The sequence below is a fragment of the Sorangiineae bacterium MSr12523 genome (assembly GCA_037157775.1).
Taxonomy (GTDB): domain Bacteria; phylum Myxococcota_A; class Polyangia; order Polyangiales; family Polyangiaceae; genus Pendulispora; species Pendulispora brunnea.
Genome location: CP089982.1, coordinates 12712256 through 12735869, shown reverse-complemented (window position 1 = coordinate 12735869; position 23614 = coordinate 12712256). Strand labels below are relative to the sequence as shown.

General features: G+C 64.5%; 21 protein-coding genes. 12 read left to right on the top strand and 9 right to left on the bottom strand.

Annotation, left to right across the window (positions count from 1 at the left end):
* Positions 1–2 precede the first annotated feature (2 nt).
* The 3 genes from LZC95_50630 to LZC95_50620 are packed head-to-tail and all read left to right on the top strand — an operon-like array spanning position 3 to position 2540.
* A complete protein-coding gene (locus LZC95_50630; protein ID WXA94663.1) occupies positions 3–899 on the top strand; it encodes an NAD-dependent epimerase/dehydratase family protein in 897 nt (298 codons plus the stop codon).
* A 14-nt stretch (positions 900–913) separates the two neighbouring features.
* Positions 914–1561 (top strand): YceI family protein, encoded by a 648-nt coding sequence (locus tag LZC95_50625; protein WXA94662.1) that lies wholly within the window; start codon positions 914–916, stop codon positions 1559–1561.
* Between the two features lie 4 nt (positions 1562–1565).
* Positions 1566–2540: a cyclase family protein gene (locus LZC95_50620; protein WXA94661.1), complete on the top strand. Its 975-nt coding sequence runs from the start codon at positions 1566–1568 to the stop codon at positions 2538–2540.
* A 12-nt stretch (positions 2541–2552) separates the two neighbouring features.
* Here the strand turns inward: LZC95_50620 and LZC95_50615 are convergent, their stop codons facing one another.
* The 3 genes from LZC95_50615 to LZC95_50605 form a co-directional block, all read right to left on the bottom strand.
* Positions 2553–2933: a hypothetical protein gene (locus LZC95_50615; GenBank protein WXA94660.1), complete on the bottom strand. Its 381-nt coding sequence runs from the start codon at positions 2931–2933 to the stop codon at positions 2553–2555.
* A 185-nt stretch (positions 2934–3118) separates the two neighbouring features.
* Positions 3119–4540: a fimbrillin family protein gene (locus tag LZC95_50610; GenBank protein WXA94659.1), complete on the bottom strand. Its 1422-nt coding sequence runs from the start codon at positions 4538–4540 to the stop codon at positions 3119–3121.
* A gap of 40 nt (positions 4541–4580) precedes the next feature.
* Positions 4581–6470, bottom strand: coding sequence for a hypothetical protein (locus LZC95_50605; protein ID WXA94658.1), 1890 nt, complete (start codon positions 6468–6470; stop codon positions 4581–4583).
* A gap of 170 nt (positions 6471–6640) precedes the next feature.
* Here LZC95_50605 and LZC95_50600 point away from each other — a divergent pair, with 170 nt between their 5' ends.
* The 3 genes from LZC95_50600 (at position 6641) to LZC95_50590 (ending at position 12492) form a co-directional block, all read left to right on the top strand.
* Entirely contained in the window at positions 6641–8308 is a 1668-nt protein-coding gene (locus LZC95_50600) for a VCBS repeat-containing protein (GenBank protein ID WXA94657.1), read from the top strand.
* Between the two features lie 193 nt (positions 8309–8501).
* Positions 8502–9707, top strand: a complete 1206-nt coding sequence (locus LZC95_50595; protein ID WXA94656.1) for a hypothetical protein — start codon at positions 8502–8504, stop codon at positions 9705–9707.
* A gap of 79 nt (positions 9708–9786) precedes the next feature.
* The gene (locus LZC95_50590; protein WXA94655.1) at positions 9787–12492 is read left to right on the top strand and encodes a tetratricopeptide repeat protein; all 2706 of its coding nucleotides are present in this window, start codon (positions 9787–9789) and stop codon (positions 12490–12492) included.
* 7 nt (positions 12493–12499) lie between these two features.
* Here the strand turns inward: LZC95_50590 and LZC95_50585 are convergent, their stop codons facing one another.
* Positions 12500–13408, bottom strand: a complete 909-nt coding sequence (locus tag LZC95_50585; protein ID WXA94654.1) for a glyoxylate/hydroxypyruvate reductase A — start codon at positions 13406–13408, stop codon at positions 12500–12502.
* A 1-nt stretch (position 13409) separates the two neighbouring features.
* Between LZC95_50585 and LZC95_50580 the strand changes: the two genes are divergently transcribed.
* The 6 genes from LZC95_50580 to LZC95_50555 all read left to right on the top strand — a co-directional run bounded on the left by LZC95_50580 (position 13410) and on the right by LZC95_50555 (position 18500).
* On the top strand, positions 13410–14150 hold the full coding sequence (locus tag LZC95_50580) for a DUF3750 domain-containing protein (GenBank protein WXA94653.1): 741 nt from the start codon (positions 13410–13412) through the stop codon (positions 14148–14150).
* Complete coding sequence (locus LZC95_50575) at positions 14147–14809, top strand: hypothetical protein (protein WXA94652.1); 663 nt, start codon at positions 14147–14149, stop codon at positions 14807–14809. The genes LZC95_50580 and LZC95_50575 overlap by 4 nt, the downstream gene beginning before the upstream one ends.
* Before the next feature lie 154 nt (positions 14810–14963).
* Positions 14964–17360: a hypothetical protein gene (locus LZC95_50570; protein WXA94651.1), complete on the top strand. Its 2397-nt coding sequence runs from the start codon at positions 14964–14966 to the stop codon at positions 17358–17360.
* Positions 17361–17368: 8 nt separating this feature from the next.
* Positions 17369–17674, top strand: a complete 306-nt coding sequence (locus LZC95_50565; protein WXA94650.1) for a hypothetical protein — start codon at positions 17369–17371, stop codon at positions 17672–17674.
* Complete coding sequence (locus LZC95_50560) at positions 17671–18027, top strand: MmcQ/YjbR family DNA-binding protein (GenBank protein ID WXA94649.1); 357 nt, start codon at positions 17671–17673, stop codon at positions 18025–18027. Before LZC95_50565 ends, LZC95_50560 begins: the two co-directional genes overlap by 4 nt.
* An 80-nt stretch (positions 18028–18107) precedes the next feature.
* Positions 18108–18500, top strand: a complete 393-nt coding sequence (locus tag LZC95_50555; protein WXA94648.1) for a low affinity iron permease family protein — start codon at positions 18108–18110, stop codon at positions 18498–18500.
* On the opposite strand, the gene LZC95_50550 is transcribed toward LZC95_50555, so the two are convergent.
* The 5 genes from LZC95_50550 to LZC95_50530 all read right to left on the bottom strand — a co-directional run bounded on the left by LZC95_50550 (position 18497) and on the right by LZC95_50530 (position 23530).
* The gene (locus LZC95_50550) at positions 18497–18823 is read right to left on the bottom strand and encodes a hypothetical protein (protein WXA94647.1); all 327 of its coding nucleotides are present in this window, start codon (positions 18821–18823) and stop codon (positions 18497–18499) included. The two genes, LZC95_50555 and LZC95_50550, sit on opposite strands and share 4 nt — an antisense overlap.
* Before the next feature lie 188 nt (positions 18824–19011).
* The gene (locus tag LZC95_50545) at positions 19012–19746 is read right to left on the bottom strand and encodes an ABC transporter ATP-binding protein (protein WXA94646.1); all 735 of its coding nucleotides are present in this window, start codon (positions 19744–19746) and stop codon (positions 19012–19014) included.
* Positions 19743–21485 carry an ATP-binding cassette domain-containing protein gene (locus LZC95_50540; GenBank protein ID WXA94645.1) on the bottom strand — a complete coding sequence of 581 codons (1743 nt, stop codon included), beginning with the start codon at positions 21483–21485 and terminating at the stop codon, positions 19743–19745. Before LZC95_50540 ends, LZC95_50545 begins: the two co-directional genes overlap by 4 nt.
* Positions 21486–22388, bottom strand: coding sequence for a branched-chain amino acid ABC transporter permease (locus LZC95_50535; protein ID WXA94644.1), 903 nt, complete (start codon positions 22386–22388; stop codon positions 21486–21488). It abuts the gene before it with no gap.
* Positions 22385–23530, bottom strand: coding sequence for a branched-chain amino acid ABC transporter substrate-binding protein (locus LZC95_50530; protein ID WXA94643.1), 1146 nt, complete (start codon positions 23528–23530; stop codon positions 22385–22387). Before LZC95_50530 ends, LZC95_50535 begins: the two co-directional genes overlap by 4 nt.
* Between the last annotated feature and the right edge of the window lie 84 nt (positions 23531–23614).

The window sequence follows — 23614 nt, the reverse complement described above, 5'->3', positions numbered from 1 at the left end:
TCATGAACATCTTCGTAACCGGAGCATCCGGATTCATCGGCGGTTCGGTCGCCGCGAGCTTGGCCCGCGATGGCCATACGGTGCGCGGGCTCGTGCGCAATGAGAATAAGGTGAAGGACCTCGCCGCCATCGGCATTCAAGGCGTGGTGGGCAGCCTCGACGATCGCGCGTTCCTCATCGAGCAGGCGCGCTGGGCCGATGCAGTGATCAATGCCGCCGATAGCGATCACCGCGGCGCGGTGGAAGCGCTCATCGAGGGGCTCGAGGGATCGGGCAAGGTTCTCATCCACACGAGCGGCTCCTCCATCGTGGGCGACGCCTCGGGCGGTGTTTTCTCCGACAAGGTCTACAGCGAGGACAACCTGCCGGAGCCGACGGCGGACAAGGCCCCGCGCGTGGCCATCGATCGACGGGTTCTCGCGGCCAAGGACAAAGGCATCGCCTCCACGGTGCTCTGCAACACACTGATTTACGGGCACGGCCTGGGCATCGGGCGCGACAGCGTGCAGCTTCCGCGGCTGGTCGACCATGCGAAGAAGGCCGGCATCGTGCACCACATTGGACCGGGCACCAACATTTGGTCCAACGTCCACATCGAGGACGTCGTCGCTCTCTACAAGCTCGTACTCGAGAAGAAGCCGCGCGGCGCGTTCATGTTCGTCGAGAGCGGCGAGGCGTCGTTCAAAGACATGACCGATGCGATCGGGCGGGCCCTCGGGCTCGGGGAGGCGAAGCCTTTTCCACTGGAAGATGCCATTCGCGAATGGGGCTACGAGCACGCGTCGTACGCGCTCGGCTCCAACAGCCGCGTGCGCGGAACGAGGGCGCGCACGGAACTCGGCTGGCAACCGAAGCACACCTCGGTGACGGATTGGATTGCCAAAGATCTGAACCAGTAAGGGAGACCATGGCCATGAAGCTTCGATTCATCGCGACGGCACTCGTGTCGGTCGCGCTCGCAACCGGGTGCGACAATGATCCGGGCAAAAACAAGGCAAAGGCACACGTGTCGGCGCCCGCAGAAGTGCAGCAGGCAACCACGGGTGCAGCGACCAAGCTCGCATTCTCCAGCACCGATGGGTCGGTGTTCTCCTTCGTGGGCGCCAAGGTTACGGGCAAACAGGAAGGCTCCTTTGGCAAGTTCTCGGGCACCGTCGATCTGATCGATGGCAATCCCGAGAAGAGCAAGGTCGACGCGGAGGTGGACGTCGGTTCGCTCTCCACGGACGCGGAGGGGCTCACGCATCACTTGAAGACGCCGGACTTCTTCGACGTAGCGAAGTTTCCGACCGCGCATTTCACCTCCACGGCCATCCGCGCCGGGGGCGAAAAGGGCGCCACGCACACCATCACGGGCAATCTGGAGCTTCACGGCGTGACCAAGTCGATCTCGTTTCCCGCGACCATCAAGGTCACCGGCGAACAGCTCGATGCCGATGCGGAGTTTGCGATTGACCGCAAGGACTTCGGCATCGTCTATCCAGGCAAGTCCGATGATTTGATCAAAGATGAAGTTCTTCTCAAATTGGCAATTCGCGCCAAGGCGAAGAAGGCGGCGTGAACCCATGAATACCACGATGACGTTCATGGCCGCTCTTTCGCTGATGGCCTGCACACCGGCTGCGGCGGCACCGCCCAAGTCGGCGGCCTCCACCACCACCGTGACCGCCGGTGTTCCCGTGTCCAAGTGGGGTCCGGACGACGAGATCGGCGCGGCCAACGAGCTCAAGCCGGCGCTCGTCGTGTCGGCGGCCAAGTTGGTCAAAACTGGAAAGACGTACCAACTCGGGATGGAGGTCAACAAGTCGACGCCGGCGTTCCGGCATCGCAACTTCCGCCTCATCACCACGAATCCGGGCCAGGAGGGCGGAAAGACCGAAGGGCCCAACAAGTTCACCTACAACGACGAGCACTTCGAAGGCTGGCTCGGCGTCGGCACGCAGTTGAACGGCCTGGGGCACATTGGAATCGATAGTACGTATTACAATGCCAACCGGGCGCGCGACTTCGTGGACATCGAAGGGGTGAAGAAGCTCGGGCTGGAGAAGACACCTCCCATCGTGACGCGCGGGGTTCTTCTGGATATGGCGGCGTATTACGGTACGGATGTCGTCAAGGAAGGCACGGCATTCTCAACGGCGGACATCGAGACGGTGCTCAAGAAAGAGAACGTGACCATTCAGCCCGGGGACGTGGTCATCTTCCACACGGGTTGGCTCGATCTCGCAGGGAAGGACAACGCGCGTTTTCTAGCGGGCGAACCGGGCATCAACCGCGCCGCTGCGCAGTATCTGGCAGAAAAGCGGGTCGTGGCCGTGGGCGCGGACAATTGGGCGCTGGAGGCGGTCCCCTTCGAGAAGGGCGCGGGAACGTTCGAGGGGAATCAAACGCTGATTACCAAAAATGGAATTTACGTACTGGAGAATCTGGTTACCAAAGACTTGGCGCACGACAAGGTGTACGAGTTTCTCTTCGTGCTAGGGCATCCGCGCTACACGGGGACGACCCAATCGATCATCAATCCGGTGGCCATTCAGTAATTCGCGATTCGCTCAGCTCTCGCTCGAGCGGAAGTCGATGGCGACTTCCTCGGTCAGGCCGGGCGCGAGGAAGCGACGAAAGACACCCTCCGTGCCGTCGTTGCTCACGCTGATCAACTCGCCGGGGGCGATGTCCACGTAAACGACGCGCGGGGCTTCGGCGCCGGGGCCGCGCACGAAGATCTTCGTCTGCGATTCGCCCTGGACGCGGGCGGAGTAGAACGCGAGATCGCGGTGGTTCTTGGGGACGATGGGCGCATCGCGATCGATTGCGGGCATCATCGCGACGACCGCGTCGCGGCTCTTGGCCTCGTGGTGGCAACCGATGGCGCCCGCCACCAGCGAAGCGGGAACGAGAACGGTCGAGATCAAACGGGCGATGGTGTTGTTCATGATGGTGTTCTTTCGCAGGAGGGGTCAGAGAAATTTCAGCGGCCTCTAACGGCGCGTTCGAGACGGGCTATCGCAATGCCCATGCCATCGTTTTTCCGCGCAAAAACCGCGATGTTCTCACCCCAGCCGCCCCTCCGCGTCGCCCGGCCGTGGGACGGGCATCCCAAATTCGGGAAGAGGCTCCCTCAGCGCCATACGCCCAGCATCGCCTTCTTGTCGACCTCCGCGGACGGCGTATGGGTGAGCGGGCCATCGAAGGTGCCGGCAAAGAACCGCTGATCGATGGCTCGAACCTCGGTGTGGCGTGGACCACGAAAGGCAAGGCGCGTCGTTTCGTGTCCCGTCGCATCGATGCCGTAGACGAAGCCTTGGCCGGGTTCCATCCAGCTGTGGGTGTCGTAGGCAAAAAAGTCGTTCGAGCCTGCGAAGAGCATCCCGCCCGCCTCGTCGATCTTGCAGTCGAAGGCGTAGTCGTCGCGCTTCAGATCGATGACGCCCGACTCGACGGTGCCGTGCTCGAGGTTGCCGCGCACCCAGCTCAAATCCCACTCCATCGTGCGGTTCGGCTCTTGGTATTTGCCCTCGACACGCGCCGAACCGCAAAGCGTGACCTGCTCGTCGTGCAGCACGATGCCCGCAACGTTCGGCTCCACGATGGCATCGTCGCCATGGCTGAACAACCGCATCACCGTGCTTTGCCCGTCGGCCGAGATGCGCGTCACCATCGTTTGATCGCGGGGGCCCGACCAAATCACGTCGTTCCGATCGAAGTGCCGCTGATAGGCCGGAAACATGGCCCGATCGATGGGAAACGCAATGCCAATCCGCCCCGCACCGTCGACGGTCAACACCTCCTGGCCGACGAGTGAGACCGTCGAGCTGGTGAGCGGCATGATTTGGCGCGACCAAAGCACGCGCAGATCCGGTGCCAAGGCATAGACCTTCGTGCCGTAGACGAAGGTGCTGAGGATCGCCTCTTCTCCGCGCGCGGCAAGCACGAAGCGACGGCGTGTCAGGGCGATTGCCTCGGGGCGCACGATCCCGTCGCCGGAGACCGGTATCACTTCGGTCTTCATCGCCTCACTCCCGTCGGGCTGCCGTTCGAACACGTACATCTGGCGATCACGTTCCGTCGGTTGATCGCGCAAGGGCGCTTCGTGAATCAGGTGAAGGTCCGCCCCGAGCCGGCGCAACCACAGGGCCCGCGGTGTCGCTGCGTCGCCGCGAACCTCGACGACCGTGAATTCGCCACTCGGGTGCACGATGATGTCCAGCATGATGGCCGTCGCAGGTGCTGCCGCCGACGCGAGTCGACGCCCGTGCCCGTCGAACAGCTCGAGGACGCTCGTACCGACGCGATCGTCCTGCCCTCGGTGCGACGTACGGATGGCCGCGACATTCCCGCCCGCCGTGACCGCGATCCGATCCATTTCCTCCTGAAATGCATCGCCGACGCGCCGGAGCGCCACGCCTGGATGCCAATCCCCCTCCGTAAACGTCGTGGTGTCCCCGTCAGTCGGAGGCGGGTTCGGCGAGGGCCCATTGTCTTGGCTGCAGGCGAAAAGCAAAAGCGTGGCGCACGTCAGAAGGCCGCGTATCGGTTGCATGACCGGCGTACCCTCGCACACTTTCGCGACGCTGCGAAATTCACCAGCCGCTGTTCGTTCCGACTTTGCAAAAGAACGAATCGGGGGCGCCACCGCGATCGAGACCTCCCTGGCCGCAGCCCGAGACGGCAACGGTGTCGAAGGTGACGGCGCCGCGGTAAGCGCTGTCCACGACTTGAATGCCGTAGGTCGCGGCATTGGTGACTTTGACGTTCTTCAAGGTCACATTGCCAAACTTGGCCTGGTCGGCCGCGTTCAGGAGCTCGGGCGAGCATCGGTCGCCATCGGCAACGCAGGCGCGGCCGAAGCCTTGGAACTGGATGCCCGAGTAGGTGGGGGCATCGATATCGATGTTCTCGAGTCGAACATCGTTGATGTCGCCCTCCCGCACGTACAGCTTGACGGCCCCGTGGCGAAGGGGTTGGCCGTACTTGTCGGTAAACATTTCACCGCCGGCCCGCGCGAGGGAGATATTTCGGAAGGTCGTTTCCGTCGATCCGAATGAATACACGGAGAACTCGTTGGCAATGAGAATTCCCGGGTAGGTCAGCACGTCTTCGCAGGTGCTGTCCTCGAACAGGTTGCCGTTGCCGCCGTAGTTGGCAAAGCAATTGGCTCGCCAGGGCATCTGCACGGACAGATGGCGAAACGTATTCCCGTGACCGACACCTTGGTCGGGCGCGTTTTTCGCATTGGCCGGGATATACCCATCACCGTAGCGATAGGTCATCTCCTTGACCCACTTGGTCCACTTTATCGACCAGATGGCCGCCGCATCATCCCCGGTATTTCGAAAGTGGCAATGCTCGACCAGTGAGTTGGACGTGCCATTCGCCAGGTTGATGCCATCGGCATACGTGTTGCGAATGCGCAGGTTGCGTATGGTCAAATTCTGCGTGGGCGCCTCCTGGTACGGCGGATCACTGCCCACCCAGACCGCCGCCGCCTCGTGCTCGATCCATAGATTCTCGAGCAGGGAGCCATTTCCCATCGGCCCGGCGAATGCCTTCTGCGGCCCCTCCGTGTCCTCGCTGCGCGACTTCGTCTCGCCGAAGATGGAGAAATCGCGGTAGGTACACTTCGTGTTTGCGCCGATGCAGAAGAACATCGCCTTTCGCCCGCGAAGTACGGTGTGCCACATGCCCGCGCCGCGCACCTCCACCCCGGGGTTGTCCAACCCGACGTTGCCGCCATCGATCCGATTGGCAAGGTATTCGCCTGCAGGGAACCACAATTTTGTGGTTTGGCGCAGCGCATTCAAAATATCGTTGGCGTGATCTTTACCGTCGTTCGGCTGAATGCCAAATTCCGTGACCGAACGGAATCCCGCGGGCATGGGCAACGGTGCGGGTGCCATTTCGAAATCGACCAGGTCGATCACGTAAAAGGCCGCGGTATCCTGCGCATCGCGCTGCAGCTTTACCTGCGCGCCCGCCGGGATTTCGGCCAGCAATGCACGTGCCTCGTCGAAAAAGGTGTGTGGCTGTTCTGCGGGCGTGTCGGTGCCCGCCCCCATGGCCGAGCCCTTGTACGACCACGCGTAGCGCGAGGTGAGCGACAAGGACTTCACCCGTGTTCCATTCACATAGAGGCCGAGCGTCGCATCGATGCCGCCACCGTTGGGTGCATCCGGGATGGAATACCGCACGACAATCGAATTTGCCTTGGCCGTAGTACGAAACGATACGTAATCACCTGTCTTTTCGAGGCGCACAGCCTTGCGGCCCACCGCCTCGGCCTCGATGTGATTCGCATCCCATTTGATCCGGCTGGGGCCCAAAATTTTCGCATTCGTCGTGCCGTCTTCCGCCTGATGCTCGATCCACGGCACCGTCGCCCCGCGACCAGCGGGAAATGCGGTTACCGGCGATTCGATCTGCGCCTCATCGCTCGGGCGATCGGCGCTGCACGCGACCAGCGCCACAAGCATGCACGAGGTACATCGGAGACAACTTCGCACGTTGCGTCCCATGGGCTCCTCTTCGGAAAAGAAAACCATTATGCAGGCAACAATGTCACCTGTCATCAAATTCATTTTCTCCCACACCGCCACGCGATGTCGTTTGGCGATGCGTGCGGGGCCCATTACCCTTTCGCGGCATGCGCAACATGGCCGTTTCACGCGACACGGTGTGCCTCCTCGTTGCCTTGACGGCGTGTGGTCCGGCCGCCCCCTCGCCTTCCTCGTCCTCGCCCGGCCGCCCCCAAGATGATTTGCCCCCCGGCGCCCCACCCGCCGGGTCTCCCCCGCCGTCGTCGCACGTGAATGGATTGCCCATTGGCTCCCCCCGGCCCGTGAGTTTCGTCGATGTGGCCGCGGCCTCCGGCCTTGCCGCCGTGCGCAAGGATGTTTCGGATTTCTTCGACATTCACTCGGACGACTACGACGGCGACGGTTGGCCCGATATTTTCATATCGGACCATAAAACGCGGCACCGGCTGGCCATGAACGACCGAAACGGCGGCTTTGCCAACCAGCCGCTTCCCGCCTCGGACGCCCAAGTTTGGTCGATGATGGCGGTTGACTTCAACAACGATGGGCGTCTCGATTTATCCACCAACTGGGATTCGGCGTCCATCAAAGTTTACCGCAACGACGGCAACCGCTCCTTCTCCAGTCTATCGGCGTCGCAGTCCTACGAGAGCCAGGCCAATGGCATGGCCTGGGCCGATTGGAATGCGGACGGGATTCCGGACTACATGGTGAGCGGCTTCTTTGGGAATCGCTCGTACATGGGACGGGCCAGCGGCGGATTTTCCCATGTCGCATCGCCGGCCATTCCAACGCAGTATGCCCAAGCCTCGCTTTACTTCGCCGATCTCGATGGCGATCACTTTCCCGACGTTCTCATTCAACCGACGAATGCCACGGTCGGGGCGGGCATTTTCAAGCCCGAGGTGGAGCACACGACGAAGATTCTCTTCAACAAAGGCATCGCCGGGGCGGGCGCCGGTTTTCAACCGGGTGTGCCCAATGGCCTCGAGGCGTGCCCGGGCCCGGGCATTGCGCTCGGGGATTACGATCTCGATGGGGATCTCGATCTTTTCTGCGCAGGATCGGCGCCCCACGGCGTGGCGCAGCCTCGCAAGACCTTCCGCGTGCGGCTGTTTCAGAATCAGGGCAATGGCACCTTCGTCGATATGACCGAAGCCGCCGGTCTCCCCACCGGCGACAAGACGGTCAACGAGTACCGTGTTCTCTACGCACAATCCGTCTTTGCCGATTTCGACAACGATGGGCGCCTGGACATTCTCTGGATCGAGCCGGAACCCGGCGGCATTCGCCTTTTCCAGAACATGGGCGGCGGCTCCTTCCAGGACGTCACCGCTGCGGCCAGGCTCGATGCGTACCGGCACGATGTGCCGCGCTTCATGGTCACGGATTTCGACCGCGATGGGGCGCTCGACATCGTCACCATGGTCGGCACCACCACGCCCAAGCTGTCGCTCCTGAAGAACGAAGTGGCGGGTACCTCCTGGCTCGATGTCACGTTGGAAGGGACCCACCTCAAAACCGCCACCAACAGCAAAATCCATGTCTACGAGGCAGGGCACCTTGGCGATGCGGCGCACCGCGTGGGTTACCGCGAGGTGCTGCTCGCCTATAGCCACCGCGCTCCGCTCGCACAGCATTTTGCCGCGCTACCGGGCCTCAAATACGATGTACGCGTTCAATTTTGGCCCGAGCGCAATACCGTCGACGTGCGCGATTTGCCCGGCGGACAGCGCGTGCGCATTCGCGCGTCGGGTGGATGCGACTCGTTCTAACGGCATCGTCCTCCCCTACAAGTTGTCCGAGTCGGACAATCTGAATCGGACAACTTGTACGACGGTGCGCGCCGCCGTGGCGCCACCCTCCTCGTTTCCGCTGTTTTCGCCGCTCGCACGGCCGGCCCGCGCCTTGCTCTGTATCGAGGCACGCGGGGGACAACGACAAGACAGCTGAGAAGGAGAAACTCTCATGGTGAAACGATGGCAGAAGGCGCCCTTTGCGCGGCGTAGCGGAGTGCTGATGCTCCTGGTCCTCGGTGCGGTCGCGGCCTGCAGCGCGGGCGACGACAGCGACGCCGACACGCAGTCTCAGGTTCGCGCCGATGGCGTCGAGGTCACGAACGTCACCATCACCCCGGGCAATGGCGTGGCGACGGCTCGTTTCACCGTAAAAACGTCCCATTCGCTTCATTTCAATCAAATCGTGCTCGCCGTGCGCAATGCGCAGGAGGAAATGTTCGACTTCGCCCGCCAGACCGACGTCACGTTCAACGGCACCCGCACCTTCGAAGGCGCCAGCGGCGCGCTTGCCAATGGCGATTACAGCGCGTGGATTGCCTATACGCTCGACGGCTCGAATTGGAGGAGCGCCTCGTCGCCCATCACCTTCACGGTCGGCGGCCCCGGCAAGGGCGATGCGGGCACGGGCACCGATTCAGGGTCCGGCACGGACGCGGGCACCCCGCCCGGGGATTCCGGCACGACGCCGCCGCCCCCGCCGCCGGCGGGCAAAACCCTGGTTTTCGATGCCCCGTTCAACGACACCTCGAACTGGACCGTGGGCCGTAGCTCCTCGTACCCGGGCGCGACGAACCCGGGCGACAACAAGCTCGATTACATCTCGGCGAGCAATGCCCCCGATGCCGATGGGACGTTCCGCGCCATCAAGCGCTCCGATGGCAAGTGGGACGCGGATCTCGTCACCACCGAATACAGCCAGAAGAAATTCGAACTCAAGCCGGGCGACGAACTCGATGCCACCGTTACCCTTGGACCGGAATTGGGTGCGTGGCCGGCCATCTGGACCTGGGGCAAGGACCTTTCCTCCGGCGTCCAGCCTGGTCACGGCGAGGTGGACCTGTTCGAATACCACCCGGACAACGTCGACCTGCTCGAGCTCTCGAACCACGTTTCCGACGGGCACCTCGATTACCGCAACTCGAACAACGTCAAGCCGGGTAAGCCCTTCGATTTGAAGGTCATTTTCGGGCGTTCCTCGGTGGACTGGTACATCAACGGCGCCTCCATCTTCAAGGACGGCAAGGGCGTTCCGGCCAACTGGACCGCCTACCCGATCGTCAACATCTCGGTCTGCGCGGGGCAATACCACCCGGCGCCGCCGTCGTCCCTCTCGTCGATGTCGTACAAAGTCACGAACTTCCGCGTGTACCGATAATTCGTAATTGTGCAATTCTAGTGGGGCTCGCTTGATGGGCGCATGAGGCGGTATATCATGCGATGGCTGGCGAGCCCCCATGCCATCTGCTTGCAACAATTCCGAGGACATCGAAGCATTTTTGTCCGGCAAACTCTCGGTGGACGAGAGGCAGCGTCTCGAGCGGCACGTCGACCATTGCAGTGAATGCCGCGTGCTTATCGGGGCGCTGGGCCGGGGATCGTCGCTGATCACGCAGCCCTCGGCGGATGCGCCGCCCGATGCAGGGGCGCCCATTCGCATCGGCGAGCGCGTGGGGCGTTACGTTATTGTCGATTGGCTCGGCGAGGGCGGGATGGGCGTGGTGTATGCCGCGCACGATCCCGAGTTGGACCGCACTGTAGCTCTCAAGCTATTGCGCGAGGGCGCCAGCGACATCGACATCGATCAGGGCGAGCGCCTTTTGCGCGAAGCGCGGGCGATGGCGCGGGTGGGGCACCCCAACGTGGTGGCGGTGTTCGATACGGGCTTTCACGGAGAGCGCATTTTCATCGCCATGGAGCGGGTGGACGGGCCGACGCTTCGCGAATGGCTCAAAATGCAGCGGCGGACGTGGCAGGAGATCGTTCGCATGTTCGTGCAGGCCGGGCGCGGGCTGGCGGCGGCGCATGCGGCGGGATTCGTCCATCGCGACTTCAAGCCGGAGAACGTGCTCATTGGCGCGGATGGCCGGGCACGGGTGACCGACTTCGGGCTGGCGCGGGCCGACCGCCCTGCGCCGCAGTCGCACCGTTCGGGGGCGGACAGCATCGTGGAGTTCGACACGAGCATCGCGTTCGGAACGCCGGCCTACATGGCACCGGAGCAACTGCGCTTCGAGCACGCGGATGCGCGCTCCGATCAATTCGCGTTCGCGGTGGCACTTCACGAGGGGCTCTACGGGAAACGGCCTTTCCCTGGTACGTCGTTACCGGACCTCTGCGAGGCCATCATGGCCGGGCGCATCGACGAAGTGCCCAAGAGCGGGCCGCAATGGCTCCGTCGCGCATTGATCCGCGCGCTGCACGGTGATGCTCGCGAGCGCTACCCCTCGATGGAGCCGCTGCTCGATGCCCTGGAGCGCAATCCGTATGCGCGATGGCGAGGCCGCGCGATTGCACTCGGGTGCGCGCTGGCGCTGGCCGCGGGCGTGTGGGGCATCAAAACCACGCGGGCCGCTCCGGAGGTGCGCTGCCAGGATGCGGCGCAAAAGCTGGTCGGAGTTTGGGACGAGGCGCGCAAGCGCGCGGTGCACGATGCCTTCGCCGCCACGGGCGCGGAGTACGCGGAGCAGAGCTTTCGCACGGTGAGCCAGGCGCTCGATGCGTATGCGCGCGATTGGACGCGCGGACGCACCGATGCGTGCGAAGCCACGTGGCTGCGTGGCGAGCAATCGGCGGAGCGGCTCGATCGGCGCATGGCATGCCTCGACGAGCGCCTCAACGAGGCGAGCATGCTCACGGACATTTATGTGCGCGCGGACATGAACACCATGCAAAACGCCGTGTTGGCCGCGCAGTCGCTGACGATGCCTGCACTCTGCAGCGATCCGAATCACCTCGGTTCGAACGCCATTGCGCCGCCGGAGCCCGCGAAAGCTCCGCGCGTCGAAGCGTTGCGAAAGCGACTCGCGGAGATCAAAGAGCTGCGCGACGCCGGGCATGCCAAAGAGGCCCTCGCACCGGCCGTGGGCGCGGTGACGGAGGCGCTGGCCATCGGCTACCCGCCCATCGAGGCGCAGGCGCTCTTCGCGCACGCGGAGCTTTTGTCCCTCACCGGTGCGCCGCCCAAGGAAGCCGAGACCGCGCTGTACGAGGCCGCGTGGTCCGCCGATCGCGCGCGCGACGATGGGACGCGTGCGCAAGCCTGGACTCGCCTGGTGTTCGTGGTGGGCGCGCGGGAGCTGCGGGGTAGCGAGGTGCCGCTGCTCAATGCGCAGGCGGTGGCCGCCATCACGCGGGCGGGTACGCCGCGCGATCTGGAATTTGCACGACGCCACACCCTGGGCGCTGCGTACCGTGAGCAAGGTCGGTTCGCCGAGGCGCGCACGGAGTGGCAGGCGGCTCTGGAGCTCGCCCGTGCGCATTTCGGCGCCGACAGCCGGCAGGTGGCGAAGACCGTGGGCGACCTGGGCTGGGCCGCCTTGATGCTGGGCGAGAACGAGACGGCGCGCGAGCTTTTCCAGCGATCGCTCGAGGCCACGGAACGCATCGTCGGGCCTTCGCATCCCGACATGGCCCGCATCCTCAATGCGATGGGTGTCGCCGCCAGCAAAGAAGAGAAACACGCGGAGGCAGGTGCCCTCACACGGCGCGCGGTGGAGATCCTGGAAAAGGCGCACGGCCCCGTCCATCCCGACGTGGCGGCCTACCTGGACAATCTTGCGGACACGCTGCGCGAGCAGAAGAAGTACGGCGAATGCCTCGCCATGCATACGCGCGCACTCGGCATTTACGAGCAGCTCTATGGCCCGGATCATCCGGAGCTCGTCTCGTCCCTTCTCGGCATCGGGCATGCGCACCTCGATGCCGGCAACCGTGCGGCCGCCATTCCCGTTTTCGAACGGGCACTCCGGGTGTACGGCGAGGGTAGCGATCCATTGTGGCGTGCCGATACGCAGCTCCTTTTGGCCGAGGCCCTCGATCGTCGCGAGCGGCGCCGCGCACGCTCCCTGGCTATTGCGGCGCGGGACGTCTACCGCAAGGACGCGAGTGCGAACGCGGTGCAGCTCAAAGAAGCGGACGAGTGGCTGGCCAAGAATCCGTAATACGGATTCACAAGGCGTTGGGCAGCGGGAGGCTGGCACGGAAGGCGAGGATCGTTTCCACGGCGCGGTGGGCGGCGCTCTCGGGATCCGTTTGGGCGGCCACGTGGGGAAAGATGTCGATGCGCGGGTGACGCCATGCCGGGTGCTCGAGCGGGAGTGGCTCGGTCGCGTGCACGTCGAGGACGGCGTGACGCAGATGGCCTCGGTCGAGCAGCTCGAACAGATCGGCCTCCACGAGGTGGGCGCCGCGCGCAAGATTGATCACCACGGCCCCCTGGGGGAGTAGGCTCAGGGTCTCTTTGCGCAGGATGCCGAGCGTCTCCGGCGTCAGCGCCAACAGATTGACGAGAATGTCCGCCGCGCGAAGCACGTCGGGCAGGCCTTCGGCACCGCTTCGAACGGTGATGCCCTCCACATCACGCGGCGAGCGATTCCACGCGATGACCCGAAAGCCCACGCGCGCAATGGCCTGCGCCACCGCCTTGCCCAGCGTGCCCAATCCGAGCACGCCCACCGTGCGCGCCGGAGCGTACGACTGCGCCTGCGGCGACCAAGTCCGTTCGGTTTGTGCGCGCCGGTACACATCGTGTTGGCGGTGCGCCGCGAGGACGTGCGCCAGGGCCGCTTCGACCATCGTCGCGGTGAGGTTCTCGTCGACGAGTCGCGTGATGATGGCGTCCTTGGGCCGCGTGGGATCGGCAACCAAGTGATCGACACCGGCCCACAGCGAAACGATGAGGCGAAGGTTGGACAATCGCGCCAGCGCACCGCGCGTAGGCGCCCCCACCACGGCGATGTCCACGCTGGCGGGATCGTCCACATCGTCCGCGGCTTGGATCCGCTCGCCGGGCAGGCCTGCCGTGAGAATGCGCTGCACTGTCACCAAACTGACGCGTTCGAAAAGGGCAATGCTCATCGTGAGCGGTATTTATGCCCCAATCGCCGGCCTCGAGGAGCGTCAAAAGGAGATGCGATGTGGGGTGGCACTCGCCTTGGGGCTTTCGCTCGGGTTTTCTCTCGTGCATTGCGCCGCACTGCCGCGGCCGTTGGCTTTGCCCGACGATGGGCAAGCCACTGTGGCGGTCTTCAGCGAAGCGCTGCCACACTCCATGAGTGGCATTGGACGCCACTCGTGGATCGCGGGGCGCGGTCGGGGCGCGCGCACCTTTCGTCGCTTCGAGGTCCTGGGCGAAGCGCACATCGCGCAAGGCGATCCATTCCGGCCGCAGTGCGGTTGCGGACGCGACACACCGGAGGATGCCGATGTGCGCATGCACGCCGTGGTGCACGGGCCGGAGGCCGAGAAGGTGATCGCGTGCCTCGAGCGCGAGACGAAGCGTTACAACGAAGAATACGACTACGGCTTCTGGCCGGGCCCCAATTGCAACACCTACGTTGCCATGATGGCGCGCCGATGTGGGATCTCCGTCGAGCTCCCGTCGACGGCCAATGGACGCGATTACCGCGGCATCGTCGGCGCCGGCGTCACCTCCGGCGGAACGGGCTTGGCCTTCGAGACGCCTTTGGTCGGGCTCAAGTTGGGGCTGAAAGAAGGCATCGAGGTGCATCTCTTCGGCGCGGCCCTGGGCATCGATTTCTGGCCTCCGGCCATCATCGTTCCCGTGGGCCCCGGACGGATAGGATTCGACGACCGATGATGCCGCCCGCGTACATCGAGCCCGAGCCGCCCCCGGTCTTTCTCGGCACCGCGGAGGTGTTCGCACGCGGCGAGGCGCGCGTGGAGGAAGATGTGCACGGCGCCGCGCACGCATCGGGGCAAGCGCATACCGCTCTCGTCTCGGGCGCAGCCAACGCACGGATCATGTGGGCGGGCATCGGCGGCTGGCTCGGTCCGGCGGCCGGACTCGATTTCGAACTAGGCTTTGCAACATCGGCCGCGGGCTTCGTGCACGGCGTTCGTCTCGAGCCCGCGGGGCTCGGCCTGGTGCTCGGCAAATTGGGTTTTCTCTCGGCGAAGACGGGTGCTGGCTTCGGGGGGATCACCGGGCACGGTCCCACCGCGCTCGAGGTGCCGGCGAGCGCACATCTCGTACTCGACGCCGCCTCGCGCGTGCGTCTCCTGTTCGACGCGCGCATCCTCTGGGCCTTTGCGCGTGCGCGGGCTGACGGTGCACCCCACGCGCCCTTCGGCGATGAAATGCGACTAGGGGTGGGCGCGCGCATTGGCCAATCGTGGAAGGAGGGACGTTTCCAGGACGCCGGTGGATATTTCTTCCGACTCGAGCACTCCGAGCGATTCGGCGCGGCCTACCTCGGTATCGCCTTCGGCTGGGAGCTCGGCGGGACGAGCTTCTGAGATCGCGCACTTCCCACACGCGCGCGCCTATTTGATCGCGCGCACGTGATGGCGCGTTTGCGGTGGATTCATCGCGCGCGAAATCGTACGGTAGTCGCGATTCCCCTTTATGCCGCCTTGGGGGTCGAGCGGCGCTTACACCAGGAGCTCGACGATGAAGGCTCGTGCCTATTCGCTTTTTCTCGCCACGTGTGGCGTGGTTGCCGTTTCCCTCGGAGCCTGCGGCGACGACGATCCCGCAGGACCTCCCCGGCCCGGCCCAAATGACTCGGGCGCGCTGCCCGACAGCGCGGTGGATGCAAGCACCGACGCGCGGGATGCGTACACACCGCCCGCCACCTGCCCTCCGCGCTTCACGGCCTCCAAATCGACACTGCGCGATTGGGATTCGAACTTCACACTTGCCGGGCTCACCGGGCAAGATGGCGTCGAACCCACCGTTTACGACTTTGCGCGTGACACCGACGGAAGCCTCCTCGTGGCAGGCTATTTCCGATGGGCCGGTGCGCAGCGCGTCGATGGATTGGCGCGCTGGCGCAACGGCGCGTGGGAGCCGGGGCGTACGAATTGGAACGGGCGCGATCCCGGATCGGGCGGATTTTACGCGGTCGCCGTGGGCCCTGCGGGCGAGCTCGCCCTGGCCGCGAACACGGGAAAGAACGGGGAGCTCGACGAAATCTGGGTCGACAAAGGCGCCGGCCTCCAGGTCGTGGGCCGCTATGCGAATCGCGTCCGCCGCCTGGCATGGATCGACGGAAAGCTCTGGGTCGCCGGCGGAATGGAGTTCGAAAACGGTGGCCCCAAAGGATTGGCCATTTGGGACGGCGCCAAATGGAGCGGTGCGCCGGGCGGCGATCCCGACCATTACGTATTCGATATTCTGCCAAATTCCGATGGACACGTTCTCGTCGCCGGACAATTCGGGATCATCGGCGGCGTGACGGCGCACTTGGTGGCCGAATGGGACGGCAAAGCCTGGAGTGCGAAGTACCAAATGCCGGAGGAATCCTTCCGCACTTTGACCATCGCGCGCGATGGATCCGGCACGCTCTATGCGGGCGGATCGTTTGCGCTGGACCAGGCCAACCAGGCCTCGGCGAGCTTCGCCAAATGGAACGGCACCGCGTGGGAGGTCGTCGGGAATGGCGTGGCCTACACGTACGGCACGGGCGTGGTGAGTCACATTTTGCCCTACGACGGGGCCCTTTACGTGACGGGTTGCTTCGATCACGTCAACGGCGGCGAGAACTCGCCGAACCGCATTGCGTCGAACGGTATGGCCAAATGGGACGGCACCGCGTGGACGTCGCTCGACGATGGCACGAAGCCGGTGACCTCGCACTGGGTCTCTTGGATGCGCTGCGGCTTCGAGCCGAACGCGAATGTCATTTGGGATATGCCGCGCCATCGGCTCGCCGTGGACGGCACGCGCGTGCTCATGGGCGGGGCCTTCGCCGGCGCGGCGGGTGTGCCGTCGCAGAGCGTTGCAGCGTACGACGGCAAGGCGTGGCAGTCGCTCGGCACGTCGGGCGCGGGCATTTCGGGGGAGGTCTTCGAGCTCGCGTCTTCGAGCGCATCGTGCACCGTCTATGGGCTCGCGCGGGCAAGCCACGCGGGAGGGCAACCGCTCACCTCCCCGGTGGTGCGCTACACGGAGACGGGCTGGGTTTCCGCCGCGCCGCCCCTTCCCGCGAAGACGCGTTGCGATCGCATCGCCATCGGCAAAGACGAGGCGATCACCCTTGCCTGCAGCGAGCAGGCGGAGCCCGATCCCGTGGGGCGTGTGCTCGTGTTGAAAAACGGCGCCTGGACGCGACTCGTGAACGATCCGCTGCCCGCGATCGTCGACCTCGGGTACGCCCCCGACGGCTCGTTGTGGCTCACCGGCGGCAGCTGGGAAAAAGGCTTCTTGGCGAAGTGGGACGGGACGAAGCTCGTGGTGCCGAGCGCCGATAGCCTCGACCGCACGGGTTTCCGGCTTGCCTTCGCGCCGCACGCGAACGATGGCGGCTACGACGTCGTCGTGGGCGGCGTCTTCGAGCACGTGGGCGCGCTGGCGGCCAATCGCATTGCGCGGTGGAACGGCAGCACCTGGAGCGCACTCGGGGAAGGCACCGCGGGCAACGCGGTCTCTGCGCTGGCCGCGACGAAGGACGGCATCTACGTCGCTACGCAAAAGGAAAATGCGGCGCGGCGCATCCTCGCGCGCTGGGATGGCTCCGCCTGGACCGAACTCGCCACCCCGGAAAACGGTATTCCCAAGCCGTACGGCGCAACGACGCACACCTTCACCGCCCTGCTCGCGCTCCCCGATGGAAGCCTTTTCGCCAGCGGCTATGTGTGGCCCGAGACCGGCGGCCGCAACGTCTTCTACTTCGACGGTAAAAAGTTCACCAGCGTCGGCGGAGGCGCCGCCGCGACCGATGTTGGCGCGATCGCCCTCGGCGCCGACGCTGTCTACTTCGCCGGATCCATCGCGGAAGTTGGCGCGGGCACGAAGCTTCGCGCCTCCGTGGGCGTGGGGCGCATCCCGTACGAATCAGGACTATAGTCCATGGAATGATCGCTCGCCATTGGAGAGGATGGACCAAGCCCGCGGATGCCGATGCCTACGAGCACCTGCTGCGCGAGCATGTGCTGCCCGGCCTGCGAACCATCGCAGGCTACCGCGGCGGCTATGTTTTGCGCAGCAACGGCGCCGAGGAGACGGAGTTCGTCGTCATCAACCTTTTCGAATCGCTGGAGGCCGTCATCGCATTTGCCGGGAAGGATTACGCCACGCCCGTGTTCGAGCCGGAGGCGAAACGGCTGCTCTCGCGGATCGAGACGGTGGCCCACCATTACGAGGTCAAGGTCGGGCCATGAAGAAGTCACCCGTGGAACGGCTCCGGGCCATCTGTTTGGCGCTGCCGGAGGCCACCGAAAAGGAAGCGTGGGGCGATCCCACGTGGCGCGTGCGTGATCGCATTTTCGTGATGCAAAAAGGCAATTACGAGGGTGGCCGTCCTTCGGCGTGGTTCAAAGCTGCGGACGGCGCCCAGGGCATGCTGGTCGAGATGAAACCGGACACCTTTTTCGTCCCACCCTACGTGGGCCACAAAGGGTGGGTCGGAGTTTACCTCGACGCCAAAAAGATCGATTGGAAAGAGCTCGAAGCGCTCGTCGAAGAAGCCTATCGCCTCATTGCCCCCAAGCGGCTCGTGGCGAAGCTCGGATAACGAATAACTCGCTTGCTCGGCGCGGGGTGTGCAACCAATGCACGGTGCAGCCGTATGCGAACCCGTAAGGAGCAGCTGCCATGAAAGATCTCTTTCACAAATTTGCGCATACCATTTCCGAAGCGGTGGGGCGGCCCGCCACCTTTTGCGTCGCGCTCGCCATCGTCATCGCGTGGGCCGTGAGCGGACCGCTATTCCATTTTTCGGACACGTGGCAGCTCGTGATCAACACGGGCACCACCATCGTCACATTTCTAATGGTATTTTTGATTCAGAATACGCAAAACCGAGATGCTCATGCCATTCACTTGAAGCTCGACGAGCTCATTCGCGCAAACCGTCACGCCCGCACCAGCCTCGTCGCACTCGAATCGATGAGCGACGATGAGCTCCAACGACTCCAAGAAGAATTCGACGGCCTACGCGAACGCGTGCACGGCGTTCGCAAACACCGCGCGAAACGGCGAGCCTAAACCGCATCGGAATACAACAACGCCGGCGGGGGCGCTTCCAATTGCAGGATGCGCGACATGCTCGGCGTCGTTGCGGCGTCGAACAAGTCGTCACGCAGCTTCGATAATTTGGAAAGGAGCGTCGCGAGAACGCGCCATAGGTCTTCGGTGATGTCTTCGACCCCGAGCTCGAAGGCGGTGGCTTCGGCATCGAGCTTTTGCCATTCGACCCATTCTTCCATGCCGCCGGCATTCAGGCGCTCTCGGATGTCGTCACGCAAAGCCTGCATGCGCAGGAAGCCTTCACCGATTCTCGTTTGCAACTCGATCAAGCTCGCAGACATTGGGCTATCTCCTTCAATCGCCTCCCCCAACTTGGATGAATGGCACAATCTGGACCGTTACCAGCTGAGTCCGCGACGGTGCGAAATTCTCGACGCAACGTGGAAGAGGCCGCATGCAGTGCGTTGCGAGGGCGGCAAATTTTGCCTCAGTGTGCGCGCGTGTTTCGCGGCTTTCGCGAAAGGCCAGGCTAGAGCGACTTCCGTGGATCTCCGCCAAGGTAGGCGGCGTGGACCCGCGGATCCTTGGACAAATCCGCAGCGGACCCATGCAGGGTAATCTCGCCGGCCACGAGGACGTAGGCGCGATCGGCGAGGCGCAGGGCGAGGCGTGCGCTCTGTTCGACGAGCAACACCGTGGTGCCGCGGTCGCGGATATCGCGCACGACGCTCATCATTTGCTTGGCCACGATGGGGGCGAGCCCCATCGTCGGTTCGTCCAGGGCGAGCAGTTTCGGCTGGTTCATGAGCGCGCGGGCAATGGCGAGCATCTGTTGCTCGCCGCCGGACATGAGGCCGGCGAGTTGCTCGCGGCGCTCGCCGAGGCGCGGGAAAAGTTTGTACATGGCCTCGCGCCGCTCTTCGACGGTGGCACGATGGCGGCGATCGAGGTACCCACCGAGCAGCAGATTTTCCGCGACGGTGAGGTTCGCGAAGATGCGCCGGCCCTCGGGCACGTGGCCCAAGCCGCGGGCCACGATGTCGTGCGCCTTGGTGCGCGTGATGTCCGCGCCATCGAACCGCACGGTGCCGGAGACGGGGCGGTGCAGGCCCGTGATGGTGCGCAAGGTGGTGCTTTTTCCGGCGCCATTGCTGCCGAGAAGCGCGACGATTTCGCCTGCGCGAACATCGAACGAGATGCCGCGCACGGCGTCCGTTTGGCCGTAACGGCTGCCCAGATCCTTGACTTCGAGGAGCGCGGTCATGCGGGCACCTCGTCGTCGTCCGCACCGAGGTAGGCCTCGACGACACGGGGATCGCGCTGCACGTCGGCGGGCAAGCCGTGGGCGATGGTGCGACCGTACTCCAAGACGGTGACCCGATCGGAGGCGGACATGACCAGGGCCATGTCGTGCTCGATGAGGACGACGGCCACACCCAAGGTGCGGATGCGCGTGATGAGGTCCATGAGCGCTTGCTTTTCACCGGGGCTCGCCCCAGCAGCGGGCTCGTCGAGGAGGACGACGAAGGGCCCACTCGCCAGGGCACGCGCAATTTCGACGCGCCGGCGCTCGCCGTACGACAAGGTGCCCGCGGTGCGGTCCGCGAGGGCACGCAGGCCGACGAAGTCGAGGCACCAGCGCACCACGGCGAGCTCCGCGGGGCGGGGCCCGAGCAGGGCGCCCTCGCCGAAGTGACCCACGAGGGCCGGATGCCGTGCGAAGCCACCGAGCAGCACGTTTTCCGCGACGGTCATCTCGTCGAAGAGGCGAATGCCTTGGAACGTGCGGGCCATGCCCTCTTCGACAACGCGATGCGGAGGCAGGCCGGTGAGGGCTTTCCCGTGGAGGGTGACCTGGCCCCGGGTGGGCGGGACTATGCCGGTGATGCAGTTGAACGTCGTCGTTTTGCCGGCGCCGTTGGGGCCGATCAGACTGACGATTTCGCCCGCTTTCAAGGTGAGATCGAAGTTGTCCACCGCGGTGACGCCGCCAAACTGCCGCGTGATGCCGCGCACGTCGAGCAGCGGATCGGTGCCGGAAGTGCGCACCGGCGACGTGGTGTCCTTGCCGCGTTCCGGATCCATGTGCCGGAAGCGCGCGGGCCACAAGCCACGCGGGCGCACCAGCACGACGCCCACCAGGAGCAAGGCGAAGACGAGGTTGCGGTAGTCCTGCACCGAGCGAAGCACCTCGGGCAGCGCCACGACGAGCACCGCACCCAACATGGCACCGGGCAAGCTGCCCATGCCGCCAATCACGACGATGAGCAGGATGAAGAGCGACGTGAGAAAGGTGAAGTTCGAGGGGTCGACGGTCCCCAGCTGCGCCGCCGAAAGCGGACCCGCGATGGAGCCGATGCCCGCGGCAATGACGTAGGCGAGCATCTTCGCCCGGACGGTGCGCACGCCCACGGCCTCGGCCGCGTTCTCGTCTTGGCGGATGGCGCGCCACGCATAGGCGAGCCGCGAGCGCCCGAGCAGAAGGCTCAATGCAAGCACCGCGGCGAAGAAGGCGAGCACCAGGTAGAAGAACTCCTCGGGCCCGCGCAGTTCGTGCGAAAAGACGCTGATGAGGGGCACGCCGGTGAGGCCATTGGGGCCGCCGGTGATATCCAAATTGGTGACGGTGATGCGCGTGATTTCGCCGAAGCCCAAGGTGACGATGGCCAGGTAATCGCTGCGCAAACGCAACGTGGGGTATCCGATGATGGCGCCCGCACCCGCGGCCACCGCCACGGAGACGGGCAACGTGCCCCAGAAGCCCCAGCCGCACTTCAACATGAGCAGCGCGGACGTGTACGCGCCAATGGCATAAAAGGCGGCAAAGCCCAAATCGAGCAGGCCGGCATATCCGACCACGACGTTGATGCCCAATCCGAGAATGCCGTAAATGAGAATGGTGGCAAAAACGGTGACGGCGTAATCCGATAAGAATTGGACGGAAATACCCGCCGCCACCAAGAGGGCTGCCCAGATGAGAGCCTGCCGTCGCAGATCGTTCATCTACACGCGCTCCGCCACGCGTTCCCCGAAGAGGCCGTGCGGCCGCAGCACCAGAGCGCCGATGAGCACCCCGAAGATGATGACGTCCGCCCAGCGCGAGGAGACGTAACCCGCGGCAAAGGACTGCACGAGGCCGATGAGGATGCCCGCCACGGCGGCGCCGACCATGTTGCCGATGCCGCCGAGCACCGCGGCGGTGAAGGCGCGCAGGCCGACCAAGAAGCCGACGGCGAAGTTGATCTGCGTGTAGTAAAGCCCGTACATCACGCCCGCGGTGCCCGCGAGGACGGAGCCGATGAAGAAGGTGGTCAGCACCACGCGCTCGACGTCGATGCCCATGAGACGCGCGGCGTCGGAGTCCATGGCCAGGGCGCGCATGGCGGTGCCGCGCACGGTGCGGGTGATGAAGGCCCAGAGGCCGAACATGAGGCCGAGGGCCAGCAGGACGAGAACCACCTGGCTGTAGCTGATACGAACCGGCCCGGAGAGGAGCATCGTCTGCGGGAGCACGTGCGGGTAGGAGCGAAAGCCCGCGTGCGTCAGGAGCTTCACCGCTTCTTCGAGTGCGAAGGAGACGCCGATGGCGCCGATGAGGAGCGAGATCTTCGGCGCGCGCAATAGTGGCGCGTAGGCGATGCGCATGATGCCCACACCGAGGACGCCCGACACGAGCGATCCCGCGAGCACGGCGCCGGCAATGAGCAACGCGGTCGTGGCGGGCGCGGAGGAGGAGGCGCCGGTCAGCACGGCCAGGCCTGCAAAGGAGCCGACCATGAAGACGTCGCCGTGGGCGAAGTTGATCAGCCGGAGCACGCCGTACACCATCGAGTACCCCAAGGCGATGAGCGCCAAGAAGGTCCCGATGGTGAGCCCGTTGACGAGGTACTGCAGAAAGTCGGTCACGGTTTGTACGCCGTGTACTTGCCGCCCTGCACCGTGACGGCGATGAAGTTCAAGGTCTTGCGGTCGCCCTTGTCGTCGAAGGCGATGGAGCCCGTAATCCCCTGTTGCTCCTCGAGGCCGTGCAGCGTCTTGATGAGATCCGTGGTGCCGCCCTTGTCGATGGCCTTGGCCAGCACCTTGATGGCATCGTACTCGTAGGCCGAGAACGGCCCCGGCTCGCCGCCGTTGTTCATGGCCTTGTAGCGTCGCACGAAGTCGGCCGCCGACGGAAGCGTGGTGGGGAGCGGCGCGGTGGTGGCGATGAAGCCTTCCGCGGTATCGCCCGCCGTGCGCAGTGCGCTTGCGTCGGTGGTCGCATCGCCGCCCACCATCTGGAAGGTCAGCCCGAGTTGCTTTCGCTGCTTTAGCAACAACCCCGCCTCGGCGAAGTACCCGGTGAAGTAGAGGACGTCCGGCTTCAAGCCAGCAATCTTGGTGAGCACCGGCGTGTAGTCGGATTGGCCGGAGGTGAGGGCATCCAAGTAGGCAACTTCGGCTTGCCCATTCTTCTTGATGGAGGCCGCGGCCGCCTCGGCGAGGCCCTTCGCGTACGTGGTGTTGTCATGCAGGATGGCCACGCGCTTGGCGTGGAGCGTGTCGACGATGAACTTGGCGGCGAACTCGCCCTGGCGATCGTCGCGGCCGCAGGTGCGGAACACTTTGCCCTGGCCGTCGTCAGTCAGCACGGGGTTGGTCGATGCGTCGAGCACGAACGGGACATTGGCGCGGCCGAAGATGGGGGCCGCGGGAACGGCCGCGCCGGAGCAGTAGCCTCCAGCGGCCGCGACAACACCGGAGTTGACCAATTTCTGGGCGGCCTGCGCGGATTGCTGCGGAGTGCATGCGTCATCCGCCTCCACGATTTCGATTTTGCGTCCTTTGATGCCGCCCGCCTCGTTGATCTCGGCGGCGGCGACCTTGGCGCCGGCGAGGATGTCCTGCCCGGCGGATGCACTATCGCCGGAAAGTGGCACCGGTACGCCAATCTTGATGGGTCCTCCCTCGTCGCCGCCGCTCTTTTTACAGGCGGAAATCGATACGGCCAAACCTGACAGGGCGACAACACAGTGCGCAACGAGCATTCGACGTGACCATGAAGCCATAACGTCCTCCCGTGAGCGGGGTAGCAAACGCGCGATCGTACCTTGTGCGTGGTAGGAATGGCCAGTCTTTCTTCGAATGGAGAG